Here is an 18,548-nt window from a genome sequence, read left to right on the forward strand (position 1 = left end):
CGCCGACCGCCCCGATTCCCAGTCCCGCACTCACCAGTTGGCCTCGGCTCACCGATCGCATGGCTCCGCTCCCCCTCCGAGGTGGATCACAGTGGATGCGCCGTACCCTCCAGCATCGTATCCACCGGGCAAGGGGACGGGTACCGCCGACAAGCAAAGGGCGGGGGTGTTCCGGCCACTGCGTGAACACCCCCGCCCTCCGGGGGAACTGGCGGGAGAGTCTCAGCTCTCCTCGTCCTGGCCGCCCTGCTCCGCCAGGCTCTTCTCCAGTACTCGGCCCTCGCCCGGGGCGAGGGTACCCAGGATCCGCTCCAGGTCCTCCACCGAGGCGAACTCGACGGTGATCTTTCCGCGCTTCTTGCCCAGGTCGACCTTCACCCGGGTCTCGAACCGGTCGGACAGACGCGATGCCAGGTCCGACAGGGCGGGCGCCATCCGAGAGCCGGCCCGCGGCCCCTTCGGCTTAGCCTCGGCCTTGGGCTGGGAGTTCATCAGCTTGACGATCTCCTCGGTCGTACGCACCGAAAGCCCTTCGGCCACGATGCGCTTCGCGAGGTGGTCCTGCTCTTCGGAATCGTCCAACGTCAGCAGGGCTCGGGCGTGACCGGCCGACAGCACACCCGCCGCCACCCGCTTCTGCACGGGCGGCGAGAGCCTCAGCAGACGCAAGGTGTTGGAGACCTGCGGGCGCGAGCGGCCGATCCGGTCGGCCAGCTGGTCGTGCGTACAGGCAAAGTCCTTGAGCAGCTGGTCGTACGCCGCAGCCTCCTCCAACGGGTTGAGCTGAGCCCGGTGAAGGTTCTCCAGCAGAGCGTCGAGCAGGAGTTTCTCGTCGTCGGTTGCCCGGACGATCGCGGGAATCCGCTCCAGGCCCGCCTCCCGGCACGCCCGCCACCGGCGCTCACCCATGATGAGCTCGAAGCGCTCCGCGCCGGTCTGCCGTACGACCACCGGCTGGAGCAGCCCCACCTCCTTGATGGAGGTGACCAGCTCCGCAAGAGCGTCCGGATCGAACACGTCACGCGGCTGCCGGGGGTTCGGGTTGATCGCCCCGATCGGCACCTCCGCGAAGTAGGCCCCGGCAGGCGCCTTCAGCAGCCCGGCCGCAGCCTGCCCGGGCTCCCGCTCCTGTGCCCGTACCTCTGTTTCACGTGAAACATTCGACGGCAGCGCTGCCACCTTCGCTGCGGCCACCCCGCGCTCCGCCGTCAGTACGGGTGCCGACGCGGTCACGGTGTCCGGGGCAGGGGCCTGCTTCTCCTGCGGGCCCTGCGGGAACAACGCACCGAGCCCGCGTCCCAGTCCTCTAGGTCGATTGCTCATTGGACACCCTCCGCCATGCTGTGCTGATTGTTCTGGTCGACAGCATGGGCGTGCTGCGTCTCATAGAAGACACCGGCCCCCCGCAGAGCGATCTCCCGCGCCGCCTCGAGGTAGGAGAGCGAGCCGCTGGAACTCGGGTCATAGGTGAGCACGGTCTGCCCATAGCTGGGAGCCTCCGAGATCCGGACGGACCTCGGAATGCTGGTCTTGAGGACTTCCTTGGCGAAGTGGCTGCGCACTTCCTCCGCGACTTGCGAGGCAAGCCGAGTCCGGCCGTCGTACATCGTCAGCAGGATCGTCGATACATGTAGTTCGGGGTTGAGATGCCCCCGCACCAGCTCCACGTTCCGCAGGAGCTGCCCGAGGCCCTCCAGTGCGTAGTACTCGCACTGGATGGGGATCAGCACTTCCTCACCGGCGACCATCGCGTTGACGGTCAGCAGGCCGAGCGACGGCGGGCAGTCGATGAGGACATAGTCCAGCGGCTGCTCGTACGCCTGGATGGCCCGCTGAAGCCTGCTTTCCCGCGCCACCAGGGACACCAATTCGATCTCCGCACCGGCAAGATCGATGGTGGCCGGGGCGCAGAAGAGGCCTTCGACGTCCCTGACGGGCTGGACCACGTCCGACAGCGGTTTGCTGTCGATCAGAACGTCGTAGATCGAGGGAACTTCGGAGTGATGGTCGATTCCCAGCGCCGTGGAGGCATTGCCCTGCGGGTCGAGGTCGATCACCAGGACCCGTGCGCCGTGAAGCGCGAGCGAGGCGGCGAGGTTGACCGTCGTGGTCGTCTTCCCCACCCCTCCCTTCTGGTTGGCGACCACCATCACTCGCGTCTGCTCAGGCCTCGGCAGGCCCTCGTCGCCACGGCCGAGGGCCTCTACCGCCAGTTGGGCAGCACGACCAATAGGGGTCTCTTCAGGCAGGAGCGATGTTTCACGTGAAACATCGACTCCCGCCGCTTCGGAACGGGGGCCGGGGACCGGATCGGTCATCGGTCCCGCGATGTTGGCGTCGGACCGCAAGGATTCACCCTCCTCGACATCAGGCTCGTAATGCTCAGAGCCTGTCACGCTTTGGGGGTCATGAACCAGTGAGGCCCGCTCTCCTGTGGAAGAACCCGCCTTTGTGGACAACCCCCTCGTCCTTTCGGGTCTTGACCCGTGCGGTGGGGCGGCCGCACGGCCCCGGCTGATGATTCCTTGCAGCAGCGAGCGACGTTTCACGTGAAACACGATGCATGCGCAGACTCAGCCGAAGCCCCCGACACTCCGCGCCGCACCTGTGCGGCAGCTTGTATGGAGCATCAGGGGCAGGGGCTGCGGTGTTCTCGTGACAACAGGGCTTCGGCGGTGGAGTTCTTCAGGAACGTTCCGGGGTCGACCCGCGCACGGGTCGTCAGCGGCGGCGTCGGGCCCGGCCCGTCCTCGCGGCCTTGGCCCGTTTGGCGGCAAAACGCACTCCACCCGGGCTCTCACCGACCTCCACTCGCACCACCGTGGAGAGCGGATCCACCACGCCCACGCCGACTTGGAGCACCTCGGTCTTCACCACACCGAGCTTGCTGAGCGCGGCCCGCGCACCCTTGAGCTCCTCCTCGGCGGTGTCACCCTTGAGCGCGAGCATTTCGCCGTAGGGCCGCAACAGCGGAACCCCCCAGCCGGCCAGCCGGTCCAACGGGGCCACGGCCCGTGCCGTCACCACATGAACGGGCTCGACCTTCCCCATGACCTCCTCGGCCCGGCCCCGTACGACCGTGACGTGATCCAGGCCCAGCAGCTCGACGACTTCCTGGAGGAAGTTCGTACGCCGCAGCAGCGGCTCGAGCAAGGTGATCTTCAGATCCGGGCGGGCCAGGGCAAGTGGGATCCCGGGCAGGCCGGCACCCGACCCCACGTCGCACACGGTGGTGTTCTGGGGCACCACTTCCGAGAGCACAGCACAGTTCAGCAGGTGCCGCTCCCACAGGCGCGGCACCTCGCGCGGGCCGATCAGCCCCCGCTCAACACCCGCGTCCGCGAGCAACTCGGCATACCGAACGGCTTGCGGGAAGAACTCACCGAATACCGCCTGGGCCTCTTCCGGCGCCTGGGGAAGCTCCGCTGCTGCCTCCGTCACGGGGACCGTCCTTCCGTACCGCACTGTGGTGGCTGACTATCAGGCTGACAAAATTCGGCCCCGCCTGCGAACAGACGGGGCCGAAGGGCAATGATCCGGTCAGGCAGGAAGCACGACGACGAAGCGCTCCGGCTCCTCGCCCTCGGACTCGCTGCGCAGACCCGCCGCGGCGACCGCGTCGTGCACGACCTTCCGCTCGAAAGGCGTCATCGGGTCCAGCTTCACCGGCGCACCCGAGCTCTTGGCCTCGTCGGCCGCCTTTGCACCGATCTCCGCGAGCTCCTCGCGCTTCTTCGCCCGGAACCCCGCGATGTCCAGCATCAGCCGACTGCGGTCACCGGTCTCCCGGTGCACGGCCAGCCGGGTCAGCTCCTGCAGCGCTTCGAGCACCTCCCCGTCACGGCCCACGAGCTTCTGCAGGTCGCGGCCGCTGGAGTCGCTGATGATCGAAACGGCCGCCCGGTCGGCTTCGACATCCATGTCGATGTCACCGTCCAGGTCGGCGATGTCGAGCAGACCCTCGAGGTAGTCGGCCGCGATCTCGCCCTCCTGCTCCAGGCGCGTCAGGGTGTCGTTGCCCTCGGCGGGCGCGGAGGAAGTGGTGGTGTCCGTCACGGGAGGACTCCTTCTTACTTCTTGGACGGGTGCTTGGGCCGCTGCGGGCCCTTGCGCTGCCCGGACTTGGCTTGGCGTGCGGAACCGGCGGGCTTGGCTGCCGACGTGGGCTTGGCGTCCTGCGGACCGTCCTTCTTCTCCAGGGAGGTCTTGGTGCCGGAGTCCTCGGCCGTCTTGGCCATGCTCTGCTGTGCGGTGGCGGTCTGACGCTTCGCCTTCGTCTGGCGCTTGGGCTGCTGACGCTTCGCGACGGAGGCACCACCCTCCGCTTCGGCGAGGGCAGTGGTGCTCCTGACGACCGTGCCGTCCGCTTCGGCGGCCAGACCGGCCTTGGCCAGTCCGTTGATGAACTTGCGCTCGACGTCGTTGCGGTCGGTGCCCTTGGCCACGATCACCTTGATGACATTGCGCTTGCGGCGGGCCTTGACCTCACCGCTGGCCACCGTGGTCTTCAGCAGACGCTGCAGGTAGGCGTCCTGCGCCTTGCTGCCGGGCGTCGGGTTCTGGTTGATGACGTACATCTGCTGGCCCATGGTCCACACGTTGGTGGTCAGCCAGTAGACGAGCACACCCACGGGGAAGTTGATGCCCATCACCATGAACATCACCGGGAAGATGTACATCATCATCTTCTGCTGCTGCATGAACGGCGTCTTGACCGTGAGGTCGACATTCTTCGTCATGAGCTGGCGCTGCGTGTAGAACTGCGACGCAGACATCATCACGATCATGATCGCGGTGACGATCTTGACCGAGGTGGCCGAGGCGTTGAGGCTTTCGATCTTGGACGCGCTGTCCGTGAACTTCGCGGCCAGCGGAGCGCCGAAGATGTGCGCCTGGCGGGCGCTCTCCAGCAGCATGTCGTTGATGACGCCGACCTTCTTGCCGTCGGCGATGCTCGAGAGCACGTGGTACAGGGCAAAGAAGAAGGGCGACTGCGCCAGGATGGGAAGGCACGAGGAGAGCGGGTTGGTACCCGTCTCCTTGTACAGCTTCATCATCTCTTCGGACTGACGCTGCTTGTCGCTCTTGTAGCGCTCCTGGATCGCCTTCATCTTCGGCTGGAGCACCTGCATGTTCCGCGTCGACTTGATCTGCTTCACGAAGAGCGGGATCAGGCAGATACGGATCAGCACCACCAGCGACACGATGGACAGGCCCCAGGCCCACCCCGTGTCAGGGCCGAAAATGGCGCCGTACACCTTGTGGAACTGGACGATGACCCAGGAAACGGGCCAGGTGATGAAGCTGAACAGACTGGCAATCGTGTCCACTAATCAGGCTCCTTGAGCATTGGGCGAGGTCTCTGCGGCCGGGCTCGGGGTGTCGGGGGCCGATCCCCGAGAAGACACGCCATCGGCGGACTTCTCGCCCTTGCTACCGCGCCACGCGTCGCGCAGCGCTTCGTGCCACCGCCGTCGGGTACGTGGCGGGACATGGTCCACACCACCGGGCGACCACGGGTTGCACCGCAGGATGCGCCAGGCGGTGAGGGCAGTGCCCTTCACCGCACCGTGCCGGTCGATGGCCGTGAATCCGTAGTGGGAACACGACGGGTAGTACCGGCAGACCGGCCCGAGCATGGGGCTGATGGTCCACTGGTACAGCTTGATGAGCGCCAGCAGCGGGTACTTCATCGCGTGCCTCTCCCCCGACCTTCGGTATGGGGAGCCCCGCCCAGCAGCCGCTGCAGTGCGGCGTCCAGGTCTCGGGCCAGCTGTGCGTGGTCGGCGTCACCCGCTCCGGGCAGCGCCCGTACAACCACCAGGCTACCGGGGGGCAGCTCGGCGATCCGGTCGCGCATGAGGTGGCGAAGTCTCCGCTTCACCGCATTGCGTACGACAGCGACGCCGACGGCTTTGCTCACGACGAAACCCGCACGCGTCGGGGGAAGGCTCTCCCCTGCCGCGTGCGGGTCCGTTGCACCGCTACTGCGTAGATGGACGACGAGAAGCGGGCGGCCTGCGCGGCGCCCTCGTCGTACTGCGGTGGCGAAGTCCTCGCGCCGCCTCAGCCGATTCTCGGTAGGCAGCACGTCATGATCCCTACGGGATCAGGCGGACAGCTCAGTGCGGCCCTTGGCACGGCGGTTCGCCAGGATGGCGCGGCCGGCGCGGGTACGCATGCGCAGGCGGAAGCCGTGGGTCTTGGCACGACGACGGTTGTTCGGCTGGAAGGTGCGCTTGCTCACTCGGGGGCTCCAGAAATGAATCGGGGGTGGCGGGACATCGCCTGGCTGTCACCGTGCGCCCACGAGGAAGCTCGCAACGCTCTCAGTGCACCGCTTCACGATCATTGACCATGATCTTTGCCCATCGGAGGCAGGCGGCAGCAGCCATCGACAACTCGACCTGGTTACGGTACGCGCGGCTACGCCATCCGGTCAAACCGGGGCTTGTCGGGGACGCTCTGTGCACAGGCTGTGGACAACAACTTGAACCGTGTGAGCTGCCGCGACTACCGTGGCCCAATCTGGATTCAGGCTTTCGTAGGCATGCAGCCGATGTGTCCCTTCCTGTCCAGCCTGAACTTCCCGTCCCGTCCCGAGAACCACACCTTCGTGGGACCTGTGAGAGAGCGTGCCCTGTGGCTGACGTACCTGCCGATCTTGCCGCAGTGTGGCCGCATGTGCTGGAGCATCTGCTCGGCGAGGGCCAGCAGGGCGTCGAGGCCAAGGACAAGCAGTGGATCGAACGCTGTCAGCCCCTCGCGCTGGTCGCCGACACCGCACTGCTCGCCGTGCCCAACGAGTACAGCAAGCAGGTCCTGGAGGGCCGGCTCGCACCGCTCATCAGTGAGGCCCTGAGCCACGAATGCGGCCGCCCGATCCGCATCGCGATCACGGTCGACGACTCCGTCGGCGAATCCCCTGCTCCGCAGGCCCCGCCCACACGGCAGCAGTCCCCCTACCAGGGACAGCAGCACCAGGGACAGCAGCACCAAGGGCAGCAGCACCAAGGGCAGCACGGCCAGCAGCACGACGGGCCGCCCCAGCGGGACGCACGGGACGGCCGCGACGGCCGGGACGGCCGCGACAGCCGCGACTCGTACGACTCCTACGGGCACCGCCCCCAGGACGACGGCCTCACCGCCCGACCCGCCTACCCCGAGTACCGCCAGCAGTCGCGCCCCGCGCCGGGTGCCTGGCCCGGTGGGCAGGACGACCACGGCGGCTGGCAGCAGCAGCGGCTCGGCGGCTTCCAGGAGCGCGACCCCTACTCCCGCCCGCCGCAGCACGACTACCGGTCGCAGCTGCCGGACCGCTCGTACGACCAGCAGTCTTACGAGTCGCAGCGCGGCGAGCGGTCCGAGCGCCAGGACCAGGGCCCGCGGCACGGCGGCGGTCCGGCACTGCCGGCCTCCAGCGGCGCACCGGGCCCCTTGGCCGCCCAGCCCGCTCCGGCCCCCGGGCCCGGTGAGCCGCACGCACGGCTGAATCCCAAGTACCTCTTCGACACCTTCGTCATCGGCTCGTCGAACCGATTCGCGCACGCCGCGGCGGTCGCCGTGGCCGAGGCGCCGGCGAAGGCGTACAACCCGCTGTTCATCTACGGGGAGTCCGGGCTGGGGAAGACGCACCTGCTGCATGCCATCGGGCACTACGCGCGCAGCCTCTACCCGGGTACCCGGGTGCGGTACGTGAGCTCGGAGGAGTTCACCAACGAGTTCATCAACTCCATCCGCGACGGCAAGGGCGACGCCTTCCGCAAGCGCTACCGCGACGTGGACATCCTGCTCGTCGACGACATCCAGTTCCTGGCGAGCAAGGAGTCGACGCAGGAGGAGTTCTTCCACACCTTCAATACGCTGCACAACGCGAACAAGCAGATCGTGCTGTCCTCCGACCGGCCGCCCAAACAGCTGGTCACCCTCGAGGACCGGCTGCGCAACCGCTTCGAGTGGGGCCTGACCACCGACGTACAGCCGCCCGAGCTGGAGACCCGCATCGCGATTCTCCGCAAGAAGGCGGTGCAGGAGCAGCTCAACGCCCCCCCGGAGGTACTGGAATTCATCGCCTCCCGCATCTCGCGCAACATCCGCGAGCTGGAGGGGGCGCTGATCCGGGTCACCGCCTTCGCGAGCCTGAACCGGCAGCCGGTGGACCTGGGCCTTACCGAGCAGGTCCTCAAGGACCTGATCCCCGGCGGCGAGGACGCCGCTCCGGAGATCACCGCGCCGGCCATCATGTCGGCGACCGCGGACTACTTCGGTCTGACGGTGGACGACCTGTGCGGATCGTCGCGCAGCCGTGTGCTGGTGACGGCCCGGCAGATCGCGATGTACCTGTGCCGTGAGCTCACGGACCTGTCGCTGCCGAAGATCGGCGCGCAGTTCGGCGGCCGGGACCATACGACGGTGATGCACGCGGACCGCAAGATCCGTGCCCTGATGGCCGAGCGTCGCTCCATCTACAACCAGGTCACGGAGCTCACCAACCGCATCAAGAACGGCTGACAGCGGCGGCGTTGCGCCCGTGCAGACCCCAGCGAAGGCGCCCGGAGAGACATTCTCCCGGGCGCCTTCTCGTGCTCCCGGGGCGTTTCACGGGTGTTTTCCAGGGGCTGTCAGGGTCCTGTGGAGCTCGCAGCGGGGGTGTCGACGGCTCCTTCAGGGGCTCCGGGCCGTTGTCCCAAGGCTGTTGATGCCCGTCGCCGTTCGAATCTGGGCGCGTGAGCTGCGGTTCTCCACAGATCCTGGGACGATGTCCCGTCCACACCCTGGGGACTGTGAAGTTGTCCAGATCGTGTCCACAGGTGCGGTTGCTGAGGGTTCATCACCCCAGGTCAACCGGTTGTGGAATTGTGGCAAACCGTAATCCACAGGCTGTGGACAGTTTTTTCGTCCACAGGGTCTCCGCGAGGTTGTCCACCGGCAGCCCACAGGTTTTGCCTGCTTGCCCACAGCTTTTCCCCAGCGCTGTCCACTGTTCGGCAACACGACACCCCCTCTCACCGGGTCGAGTGAAAGCCGTCACACCAAGAGGGTCGGTTGGGCTGTGGGAAAGGTGGGTAAAGCTGGGGACGCAGCTGTGGGGAAGTGGCCCCTGCCTGTGCATCGGGTGTGCAGAACTTCCGCCCGTCCACAGAGAGGGCAGGTTGTCCACCGGTCCCGCCCACAGGCGCGGTGGACAAAAAAGCGGGTCTGAGCTGCGAAAACGGGGTTATCCACCGTTTCCACAGGCCCTACTACTACTCCCACTGAGAGAGAGACCGGAATCCGCATCGAAGAAGGCCCTGTGTACAACTCGGCCCGGCACGCACTCGGACCTCTCGCCACGACTTGACCCGCGGCCGCACCGACTGTCGGTGGCGTGCGTCAGACTGGTCCCCGGTGAACCTCCCCAGCCGACGGCCGGGAGACACCCGTCAGACGAGAAAAGCCAGCAGGGCGAGCCAGCAACAGCAGGAGGCGGTTCCGGTGAAGATCCGGGTGGAGCGCGATGTACTCGCGGAGGCGGTGGCCTGGACGGCCCGCAGCCTCCCGGCCCGTCCGCCGGTGCCCGTCCTCGCGGGCCTTCTGCTGAAGGCCGAGGAGGGCGCGCTGAGCCTCTCCGGCTTCGACTACGAGGTCTCGGCCCGGGTGTCGGTGGACGCCGAGATCGAGGAGGACGGCACGGTCCTGGTGTCCGGCCGGCTGCTCGCCGACATCTGCCGTGCGCTCCCCAACCGTCCGGTGGAGATTTCCACAGACGGTGTACGGGCGACCGTGGCCTGCGGCTCCTCGCGGTTCACACTCCACACCCTGCCTGTGGAGGAGTACCCGGCGCTGCCGCAGATGCCGACCGCCACCGGCACCGTTCCCGGTGAGGTCTTCGCGTCCGCCGCAGCCCAGGTGGCCATCGCCGCCGGCCGAGACGACACGCTGCCGGTGCTGACCGGTGTGCGCATCGAGATCGAGGGCGAGACGGTGACGCTGGCGTCCACCGACCGCTATCGCTTCGCGGTCCGTGAGTTCCTGTGGAAGCCGGAGGACCCGGAGGCGTCCGCGGTCGCCCTGGTGCCCGCCAAGACGCTCCTGGACACCGCCAAGTCGCTGACCAACGGTGACACCGTCACCATCGCGCTGTCCGGCTCCGGTGCCGGTGAGGGTCTCATTGGCTTCGAGGGTGCCGGGCGCCGTACGACGACCCGCCTCCTCGAGGGCGACCTGCCGAAGTACCGGACGCTCTTCCCCACCGAGTTCAACTCGGTCGCCGTCATCGAGACCGCCCCGTTCGTCGAAGCCGTCAAGCGCGTGGCGCTGGTCGCCGAGCGGAACACCCCGGTCCGGCTGACCTTCGAGCAGGGCGTGCTGATCCTGGAGGCGGGTTCCAGCGACGACGCACAGGCTGTGGAGCGCGTCGACGCCAACCTCGACGGCGACGACATCTCGATCGCCTTCAACCCGACGTTCCTGCTGGACGGCCTGAGCGCCATCGACTCCCCGGTCGCCCAGCTGTCCTTCACGACCTCCACCAAGCCGGCGCTGCTCAGCGGCCGCCCGGCCATGGACGCAGAGGCGGACGACGCGTACAAGTACCTGATCATGCCGGTGCGTCTGTCCGGCTGATCGCTCAGCAGTGCCGTGCAGGCCCGGAGCCCAGGTGGCGCCGGGCCTCACGTGCCCCTCGGGCCGTCCGCACACGCCGGGCGTAGGCTCGGACCGGGTACGAATCGCCTCGAAGCTAAAGGAATCTCTGATGGAGCTCGGTCTCGTCGGCCTCGGCAAGATGGGCGGCAACATGCGCGAGCGCATCCGCCGCGCAGGCCACACCGTCATCGGTTACGACCGCAACCAGGACGTCGCGGATGTCCACAGCCTGGAAGAGCTTGTGGGCAAGCTCAAGGGCCCGCGCGTCGTCTGGGTCATGGTCCCGGCCGGTGACGCCACCCAGTCCACGATCGACGCGCTCGGCGAGCTGCTCTCCCCCGGCGACGTCGTCGTCGACGGCGGGAACTCGCGCTGGACGGACGACGAGAAGCACGCCGAGGAGCTGAAGGCCAAGGGCATCGGCTTCGTCGACTGCGGCGTCTCCGGTGGCGTCTGGGGCCTGGAGAACGGCTACGCGCTGATGTACGGCGGCGACGCCGACGACGTGGCGAAGGTCCAGCCGGTCTTCGACGCCCTCAAGCCGGAGGGTGAGTTCGGCTCTGTCCACGCGGGCAAGGTCGGCGCCGGTCACTTCGCCAAGATGGTCCACAACGGCATCGAGTACGCCATGATGCAGGCGTACGCCGAGGGCTGGGAGCTCCTGGAGAAGGTCGACTCCGTCACCGATGTGCGCGAGGTCTTCCGCTCCTGGCAGGAAGGCACGGTCATCCGTTCCTGGCTGCTGGACCTGGCCGTCAACGCGCTCGACGACGACGAGCACCTGGAGGGCCTGCGCGGCTACGCCTCCGACTCCGGTGAGGGCCGCTGGACCGTCGAGGCCGCCATCGACAATGCGGTGCCGCTGCCCGCGATCACCGCGTCCCTGTTCGCCCGGTTCGCGTCGCGTCAGGACGACTCCCCGCAGATGAAGATGATCGCCGCACTGCGCAACCAGTTCGGTGGCCACGCGGTCGAGTCCAGCAAGAAGTAAGCGCAGTCGGGAGAAGGTCGGCGCACCACCATGCACGTCACGCATCTGTCGCTGGCCGACTTCCGCTCGTACGCCCGGGTCGAAGTTCCTCTCGACCCGGGCGTCACCGCTTTCGTGGGGGCCAACGGGCAGGGCAAGACCAATCTCGTCGAGGCGGTCGGCTATCTCGCCACCCTTGGCAGCCATCGGGTGTCCTCGGACGCCCCGCTGGTGCGGATGGGCGCCGAGCGGGCCGTGATCCGCGCGGCTGTCACCCAGGGGGAAAGGTCCCAGCTGGTCGAGCTGGAGCTGAACCCCGGCCGGGCCAACCGGGCCAGGATCAACAGGTCGTCGCAGGTCAGGCCGCGCGACGTGCTGGGGATCGTACGGACCGTGCTGTTCGCGCCCGAGGACCTGGCCCTGGTGAAGGGCGATCCGGGTGAGCGCAGGAAGTTCCTGGACGAGCTGGTGACGGCACGCTCGCCGCGGATGGCGGCGGTGCGGTCGGACTACGAGCGCGTACTCAAGCAGCGCAACACCCTCCTCAAGTCCGCGGCGATGGCGCGGCGGCACGGCGGCCGCTCCATGGACATGTCCACCATCGACGTGTGGGACCAGCATCTGGCGAAGGCCGGTGCCGAGCTTCTTGCCCAGCGCCTGGACCTGGTGGCCACGCTGCAGCCGCTCACAGACAAGGCCTACGAGCAACTTGCCCCCGGTGGCGGGCCGGTGGCGCTGGAGTACCGCAACTCGGCGCCCGGGGAGGCTCATTCGCGCGAGGACCTGTACGGGCAGCTGATGGCGGCGCTCGCCGAGGCACGCAAGCAGGAGATCGAGCGAGGGGTGACCCTGGTCGGCCCGCACCGCGACGAACTGGTGCTGAAGCTGGGCCAGTTGCCCGCGAAGGGTTATGCGAGCCACGGGGAGTCCTGGTCGTACGCGCTGGCGCTGCGGCTGGCTTCGTACGACCTGTTGCGTGCCGAGGGCAATGAGCCGGTCCTCGTGCTGGACGACGTGTTTGCCGAGCTGGACGCGCGGCGCCGGGCCCGGCTGGCGGAGCTGGTGGCGCCGGGTGAGCAGGTGCTGGTGACGGCGGCAGTCGAGGACGACGTCCCCGGAGCGCTGGCGGGGACGCGGTTCGCAGTGGCCGAGGGCGAGGTGACCCGGCTGTGAGCGCCGAGGAGAAGCCGAAGCCGCACATCCCGGAGGGCGGCGCGGTGGCGCCCGGGGCGTCCGCGCCCGGCGTCCCGGAGTCGTCCGGTGTGGACCTGGCCCGGCAGGCGCTGGCGGCCGCGAAGGAGCAGGCGCGGGCGCGGGGTGCGGCGGCGCAGCAGAAGAGGACGGTCCGGCGGGGCGGCAGCCTGCGCTCGGGGTCGGGGGCCGACGGCCGTGACCCACTGAAGCTGGGGGTGGCGCTGGACCGCCTGAAGACCGAGCGGGGCTGGGAGATGCCCATCGCGGTCAGCGGGGTGATGGGGCGCTGGAAGGAGATCGTGGGGCCGGACGTGGCGCAGCACTCGGAGCCGCTGAAGTACGACGAGGACGAGCGGATCCTCGTGGTCCAGTGCGATTCGACGGCGTGGGCGACCCAGCTGAAGTGGATGGTGCCCAATCTGCTGAAGCGGCTCAATGGGGAGCTCGGGCGGGACACCGTGCGGCAGATCAGATTGAACGGTCCCGCGGGGCCGCAGCGGCGGTACGGGCCGCTGCGGGCGCCGGGAAGCAAGGGGCCCGGCGATACGTACGGGTAGGCCGGTTCTGCGATGTTTCACGTGAAACAGGGACCGTGATGTTTCACGTGAAACCGGGCGGTGGGAGTGAGGCGTCCCTCACCGTAGTAAGAGGTTGACAGCCCGAAGCGCTGAGGGCCGGTGTGAGCCGCCTGGAGCCCCACCCCGGATATGGGGAGTCGTTCGGCCCCGGTTCGGGGCGGCACATGCGGACTCAGGTACCGGCAAACCCCCATTCATGTCCGCGCTACCGGTAGACTGGTCAGTAGTCCCCGCTTATGTCGCGGGGCACGTCGACTCACACAGAACGACGCAGCCGCTCCTGCCTGCCTGGGGATGGGGAACCCCCCAGCCAAAGGCAGGGGATGGGCCTGTGCTGTGCCAGAAAGGGCGCTTCGTGGCCGATTCCGGCAACCCCAACGAGATCAGTCCGTCCATTGCCGGCGAGGGCGGCGCGGCCGTACCCGCGCGGGTGACCTCGGGTGGCACGTCCGCCGAAGTCACCTCGTCGTACGACGCCAGCGCGATCACGGTCCTGGAGGGCCTGGACGCGGTACGCAAGCGGCCCGGCATGTACATCGGCTCCACCGGTGAGCGCGGCCTGCACCACATGGTGCAGGAGGTCGTCGACAACTCCGTCGACGAGGCGCTGGCCGGGCACGCGGACACCATCGACGTCACGATTCTGGCCGACGGCGCCGTGCGTGTCATCGACAACGGCCGCGGCATCCCGGTGGGCATCCACCCGGTCGAGAAGAAGCCGGCCGTCGAGGTCGTGCTCACCGTGCTGCACGCGGGCGGCAAGTTCGGCGGCGGCGGTTACGCGGTCTCCGGCGGTCTGCACGGCGTCGGTGTCTCCGTCGTGAACGCGCTGTCGTACAAGCTCGCCGTCGAGATCAGGACGGACGGCTACCGCTGGACCCAGGAGTACAAGGCAGGCGCCCCGACCGCGCCGCTGGAGCGGCACGAGGCCACCACGGAGACCGGCACCTCGGTCACGTTCTGGGCCGACCCCGACATCTTCGAGTCCACCGAGTACTCCTTCGAGACGCTGTCGCGGCGATTCCAGGAGATGGCGTTCCTGAACAAGGGACTGACCATCACGCTCACGGACGAGCGGGAGTCCGCGAAGGCAGTCGTCGGTGCGGACACGGCGGAGGTCGCCGACGACGAGCGGCTGCGTACGGTCACGTACCACTACGAGGGCGGCATCGTCGACTTCGTGAAGTACCTGAACTCGCGCAAGGGTGAGCTCATCCACCCGACCGTCATCGACGTCGAGGCCGAGGACAGGGAGCGGATGCTCTCGGTCGAGATCGCGATGCAGTGGAACTCGCAGTACAGCGAGGGCGTGTACTCGTTCGCGAACACGATCCACACGCACGAGGGCGGTACGCACGAGGAGGGCTTCCGTGCGGCGATGACCGGTCTGGTGAACCGGTACGCGCGGGAGAAGAAGTTCCTGCGCGAGAAGGACGACAACCTCGCGGGTGAGGACATCCGCGAGGGCCTGACGGCGATCATCTCGGTCAAGCTGGGCGAGCCGCAGTTCGAGGGGCAGACCAAGACCAAGCTCGGCAACACGGAGGCCAAGACCTTCGTGCAGAAGGTCGTGCACGAGCACCTCAACGACTGGTTCGACCGCAACCCCAACGAGGCCGCGGACATCATCCGCAAGGCGATCCAGGCCGCCACGGCCCGTGTCGCCGCCCGCAAGGCGCGCGATCTGACCCGCCGCAAGGGCCTGCTGGAGTCGGCGTCGCTGCCGGGCAAGCTCAGCGACTGCCAGTCCAACGACCCGACGAAGTGCGAGATCTTCATCGTCGAGGGTGACTCCGCCGGCGGCAGCGCGAAGTCCGGCCGCAACCCGATGTACCAGGCCATCCTGCCGATCCGCGGCAAGATCCTGAACGTCGAGAAGGCGCGTATCGACAAGATCCTCCAGAACACCGAGGTCCAGGCGCTGATCAGCGCCTTCGGTACCGGTGTGCACGAGGACTTCGACATCGAGAAGCTCCGCTATCACAAGATCATCCTGATGGCGGACGCCGACGTCGACGGTCAGCACATCAACACGCTGCTCCTGACGTTCCTGTTCCGCTTCATGCGGCCGTTGGTCGAGGCGGGGCACGTCTACCTGTCGCGTCCGCCGCTGTACAAGCTCAAGTGGAGCCGCGACCACGTCGAGTACGCCTACTCCGACCGTGAGCGCGACGCGCTGCGGGAGGCCGGCGAGCAGCAGGGCAAGCGCATCAAGGAGGGCGACCTCCAGCGCTTCAAGGGTCTCGGTGAGATGGATGCCGAGGAGCTGCGCATCACCACGATGGACGTCGACCACCGGGTGCTCGGCCAGGTCACCCTGGACGACGCGGCCCAGGCCGACGACCTGTTCTCGGTGCTGATGGGCGAGGACGTCGAGGCGCGGCGCTCGTTCATCCAGCGCAACGCCAAGGACGTTCGCTTCCTCGACATCTGAGTCGGTCCGTCGCTGACCGCTTCGAAAGGATTTTGACCAGCAATGGCCGACGAGAACACCCCTGTGACCCCTGTTCCCGAGGATCTGACCGTACGGATCGAGCCCGTCGGGCTCGAGACCGAGATGCAGCGCTCGTACCTCGACTACGCGATGTCCGTCATCGTGGCGCGTGCGCTGCCGGACGTGCGGGACGGCCTGAAGCCCGTGCACCGCCGCGTCCTGTACGCGATGTACGACGGTGGCTACCGGCCCGAGAAGGGCTTCTACAAGTGCGCCCGCGTCGTCGGTGACGTCATGGGTACGTACCACCCGCACGGCGACTCCTCCATCTACGACGCGCTGGTGCGCCTCGCGCAGCCGTGGTCGATGCGGATGCCGCTGGTGGCGTCCAACGGCAACTTCGGCTCCCCGGGCAACGACCCCGCGGCCGCCATGCGCTACACCGAGTGCAAGATGGCGAACCTCTCGATGGAGATGGTCCGCGACATCGACGAGGAGACCGTCGACTTCACGGCCAACTACGACGGCCGTAACCAGGAGCCGACGGTTCTGCCGTCCCGCTTCCCGAACCTGCTGGTCAACGGCTCGTCGGGCATCGCGGTCGGTATGGCGACCAACATTCCGCCGCACAACCTGCGCGAGGTCGCCGCCGGTGCGCAGTGGTGCCTGGAGAACCCGGAGGCCTCCCAGGAGGAGGTCCTGGACGCGCTGATGGAGCGCATCAAGGGTCCCGACTTCCCGACCGGCGCACTGGTGGTGGGCCGCAAGGGCATCGAGGAGGCGTACCGGACGGGCCGCGGCTCGATCACGATGCGCGCCGTGGTGGCGGTCGAGGAGATCCAGAACCGCCAGTGCCTGGTCGTGACGGAACTCCCGTACCAGACCAACCCGGACAACCTCGCGCAGAAGATCGCCGACCTGGTGAAGGACGGCAAGGTCGGCGGCATCGCCGACGTCCGGGACGAGACCTCGTCGCGGACCGGTCAGCGTCTGGTCGTCGTGCTCAAGCGCGACGCCGTCGCCAAGGTCGTGCTGAACAACCTCTACAAGCACACCGACCTGCAGTCGAACTTCAGCGCAAACATGCTGGCGCTCGTCGACGGGGTGCCGCGCACGCTGTCGCTGGACGCGTTCATCCGGCACTGGGTGACGCACCAGATCGAGGTCATCGTCCGGCGGACGAAGTTCCGGCTGCGCAAGGCGGAGGAGCGGGCGCACATCCTGCGCGGTCTGCTCAAGGCGCTGGACGCGATCGACGAGGTCATCGCGCTGATCCGCCGGTCCAACACGGTCGAGATCGCGCGTGAGGGCCTGATGGGCCTGTTGTCGATCGACGAGATCCAGGCGAACGCGATCCTGGAGATGCAGCTGCGCCGGCTGGCCGCCCTGGAGCGCCAGAAGATCGTGGCGGAGCACGACGAGCTCCAGTCCAAGATCAACGAGTACAACCAGATCCTGGCCTCCCCGGAGCGCCAGCGCGGCATCGTCAGTGACGAACTGGCCGTCATCGTCGACAAGTTCGGCGACGACCGGCGTTCGCAGCTGGTGCCCTTCGACGGCGACATGTCCATGGAGGACCTGATCGCCGAGGAGGACATCGTCGTCACCATCACCAATGGTGGCTACGTGAAGCGCACGAAGACCGAGGACTACCGCTCGCAGAAGCGCGGCGGCAAGGGCGTGCGCGGTACGAAGCTGAAGCAGGACGACATCGTCGACCACTTCTTCGTCTCCACGACGCACCACTGGCTGCTGTTCTTCACCAACAAGGGCCGGGTCTACCGGGCCAAGGCGTACGAGCTGCCGGACGCCGGACGGGACGCGCGCGGTCAGCACGTGGCGAACCTGCTCGCGTTCCAGCCGGACGAGAAGATCGCCCAGATCCTCGCGATCCGGGACTACGACGCGGCGCCGTACCTGATCCTGGCCACCAAGGCCGGTCTGGTGAAGAAGACCTCGCTCAAGGACTACGACTCGCCCCGTTCGGGTGGTGTCATCGCGATCAACCTGCGGGAGACCGCGGACGGCAGCGACGACGAGCTGATCGGTGCCGAGCTGGTGTCGGCCGAGGACGATCTGCTGCTGGTCAGCAGGAAGGCCCAGTCGATCCGGTTCACGGCGACGGACGACGCGCTGCGTCCGATGGGCCGGGCGACCTCGGGCGTGAAGGGCATGAGCTTCCGCGAGGGCGACGAACTGCTCTCGATGAATGTCGTCAGGCCCGGTACTTTCGTCTTCACCGCGACCGACGGCGGGTACGCCAAGCGCACCCCCGTGGACGAGTACCGCGTCCAGGGGCGTGGTGGTTTGGGCATCAAGGCCGCCAAGATCGTGGAGGACCGCGGTTCGCTCGTCGGCGCGCTGGTGGTGGAGGCAACGGATGAGATCCTCGCCATCACTCTCGGCGGTGGTGTGATCCGTACGCGAGTCAACGAAGTCAGGGAGACGGGCCGTGACACCATGGGCGTCCAACTGATCAACCTGGGCAAGCGGGATGCCGTCGTCGGTATCGCGCGCAACGCCGAGGCAGGCCGCGAGGCCGAGGAGGTCGACGGCGTCGATGACGGCCCGGAGACCGACGAGAACGGTGCGGTCACTGCCACGGCCGCGGCCGAAGTCGCCGAGGGCGCAGAGCCTTCGGCAGGGGAGCACGAGGAGTAGGTCGTGAGTGGAGCCACGGGCACCGGAGGAAAATCTTCCGGAGCTGGAGCACCCGGTGCCCGTGGCTCTGCCGCGGACTCCCAGG

General features: G+C 67.7%; 14 protein-coding genes and 2 pseudogenes. 8 read left to right on the forward strand and 8 right to left on the reverse strand.

Annotated features, from left to right (window positions below; all coding sequences use genetic code 11):
- Positions 1-222: 222 nt before the first annotated feature.
- The 8 genes from ACFWVV_RS08785 to rpmH all read right to left on the reverse strand — a co-directional run bounded on the left by ACFWVV_RS08785 (position 223) and on the right by rpmH (position 6,247).
- Entirely contained in the window at positions 223-1,323 is a 1,101-nt protein-coding gene (locus tag ACFWVV_RS08785; RefSeq protein ID WP_384347672.1) for a ParB/RepB/Spo0J family partition protein, read from the reverse strand.
- Positions 1,320-2,396 (reverse strand): ParA family protein, encoded by a 1,077-nt coding sequence (locus ACFWVV_RS08790; RefSeq protein ID WP_384347675.1) that lies wholly within the window; start codon positions 2,394-2,396, stop codon positions 1,320-1,322. The genes ACFWVV_RS08785 and ACFWVV_RS08790 overlap by 4 nt, the downstream gene beginning before the upstream one ends.
- Positions 2,397-2,721: 325 nt before the next feature.
- Entirely contained in the window at positions 2,722-3,441 is a 720-nt protein-coding gene (gene rsmG, locus ACFWVV_RS08795; protein ID WP_384347678.1) for a 16S rRNA (guanine(527)-N(7))-methyltransferase RsmG, read from the reverse strand.
- A gap of 99 nt (positions 3,442-3,540) precedes the next feature.
- A complete protein-coding gene (locus ACFWVV_RS08800; protein ID WP_384347680.1) occupies positions 3,541-4,056 on the reverse strand; it encodes a protein jag in 516 nt (171 codons plus the stop codon).
- Between the two features lie 14 nt (positions 4,057-4,070).
- The gene (yidC, locus tag ACFWVV_RS08805; RefSeq protein ID WP_384347683.1) at positions 4,071-5,330 is read right to left on the reverse strand and encodes a membrane protein insertase YidC; all 1,260 of its coding nucleotides are present in this window, start codon (positions 5,328-5,330) and stop codon (positions 4,071-4,073) included.
- Positions 5,331-5,333: 3 nt separating this feature from the next.
- A complete protein-coding gene (gene yidD / locus ACFWVV_RS08810) occupies positions 5,334-5,693 on the reverse strand; it encodes a membrane protein insertion efficiency factor YidD (RefSeq protein ID WP_384347686.1) in 360 nt (119 codons plus the stop codon).
- On the reverse strand, positions 5,690-6,091 hold the full coding sequence (gene rnpA / locus ACFWVV_RS08815) for a ribonuclease P protein component (RefSeq protein ID WP_384347690.1): 402 nt from the start codon (positions 6,089-6,091) through the stop codon (positions 5,690-5,692). The genes yidD and rnpA overlap by 4 nt, the downstream gene beginning before the upstream one ends.
- An 18-nt stretch (positions 6,092-6,109) precedes the next feature.
- Positions 6,110-6,247, reverse strand: a complete 138-nt coding sequence (rpmH, locus tag ACFWVV_RS08820) for a 50S ribosomal protein L34 (protein ID WP_014137019.1) — start codon at positions 6,245-6,247, stop codon at positions 6,110-6,112.
- A 395-nt stretch (positions 6,248-6,642) separates the two neighbouring features.
- Here rpmH and ACFWVV_RS08825 point away from each other — a divergent pair.
- From ACFWVV_RS08825 to gyrA, 8 genes and pseudogenes are all read left to right on the forward strand, one after another.
- Positions 6,643-6,982: pseudogene (locus tag ACFWVV_RS08825) on the forward strand (chromosomal replication initiator protein DnaA); the annotation flags it as partial.
- Between the two features lie 116 nt (positions 6,983-7,098).
- Positions 7,099-8,511, forward strand: a pseudogene (gene dnaA, locus ACFWVV_RS08830) (chromosomal replication initiator protein DnaA); the annotation flags it as partial.
- A gap of 963 nt (positions 8,512-9,474) precedes the next feature.
- A complete protein-coding gene (gene dnaN, locus ACFWVV_RS08835; protein WP_384347694.1) occupies positions 9,475-10,605 on the forward strand; it encodes a DNA polymerase III subunit beta in 1,131 nt (376 codons plus the stop codon).
- Positions 10,606-10,735: 130 nt separating this feature from the next.
- Positions 10,736-11,617, forward strand: coding sequence for a phosphogluconate dehydrogenase (NAD(+)-dependent, decarboxylating) (gnd, locus tag ACFWVV_RS08840; RefSeq protein WP_384347697.1), 882 nt, complete (start codon positions 10,736-10,738; stop codon positions 11,615-11,617).
- A 30-nt stretch (positions 11,618-11,647) separates the two neighbouring features.
- Positions 11,648-12,769, forward strand: a complete 1,122-nt coding sequence (gene recF / locus ACFWVV_RS08845) for a DNA replication/repair protein RecF (RefSeq protein WP_384347700.1) — start codon at positions 11,648-11,650, stop codon at positions 12,767-12,769.
- Between the two features lie 26 nt (positions 12,770-12,795).
- Complete coding sequence (locus ACFWVV_RS08850) at positions 12,796-13,347, forward strand: DUF721 domain-containing protein (protein WP_384347899.1); 552 nt, start codon at positions 12,796-12,798, stop codon at positions 13,345-13,347.
- 352 nt (positions 13,348-13,699) lie between these two features.
- Positions 13,700-15,802 (forward strand): DNA topoisomerase (ATP-hydrolyzing) subunit B, encoded by a 2,103-nt coding sequence (gene gyrB / locus ACFWVV_RS08855; RefSeq protein ID WP_384347702.1) that lies wholly within the window; start codon positions 13,700-13,702, stop codon positions 15,800-15,802.
- Between the two features lie 42 nt (positions 15,803-15,844).
- On the forward strand, positions 15,845-18,463 hold the full coding sequence (gene gyrA, locus ACFWVV_RS08860) for a DNA gyrase subunit A (RefSeq protein ID WP_384347705.1): 2,619 nt from the start codon (positions 15,845-15,847) through the stop codon (positions 18,461-18,463).
- Positions 18,464-18,548: the final 85 nt, after the last annotated feature.

The organism is Streptomyces sp. NPDC058663, assembly GCF_042716745.1.
Classification (GTDB): domain Bacteria; phylum Actinomycetota; class Actinomycetes; order Streptomycetales; family Streptomycetaceae; genus Streptomyces.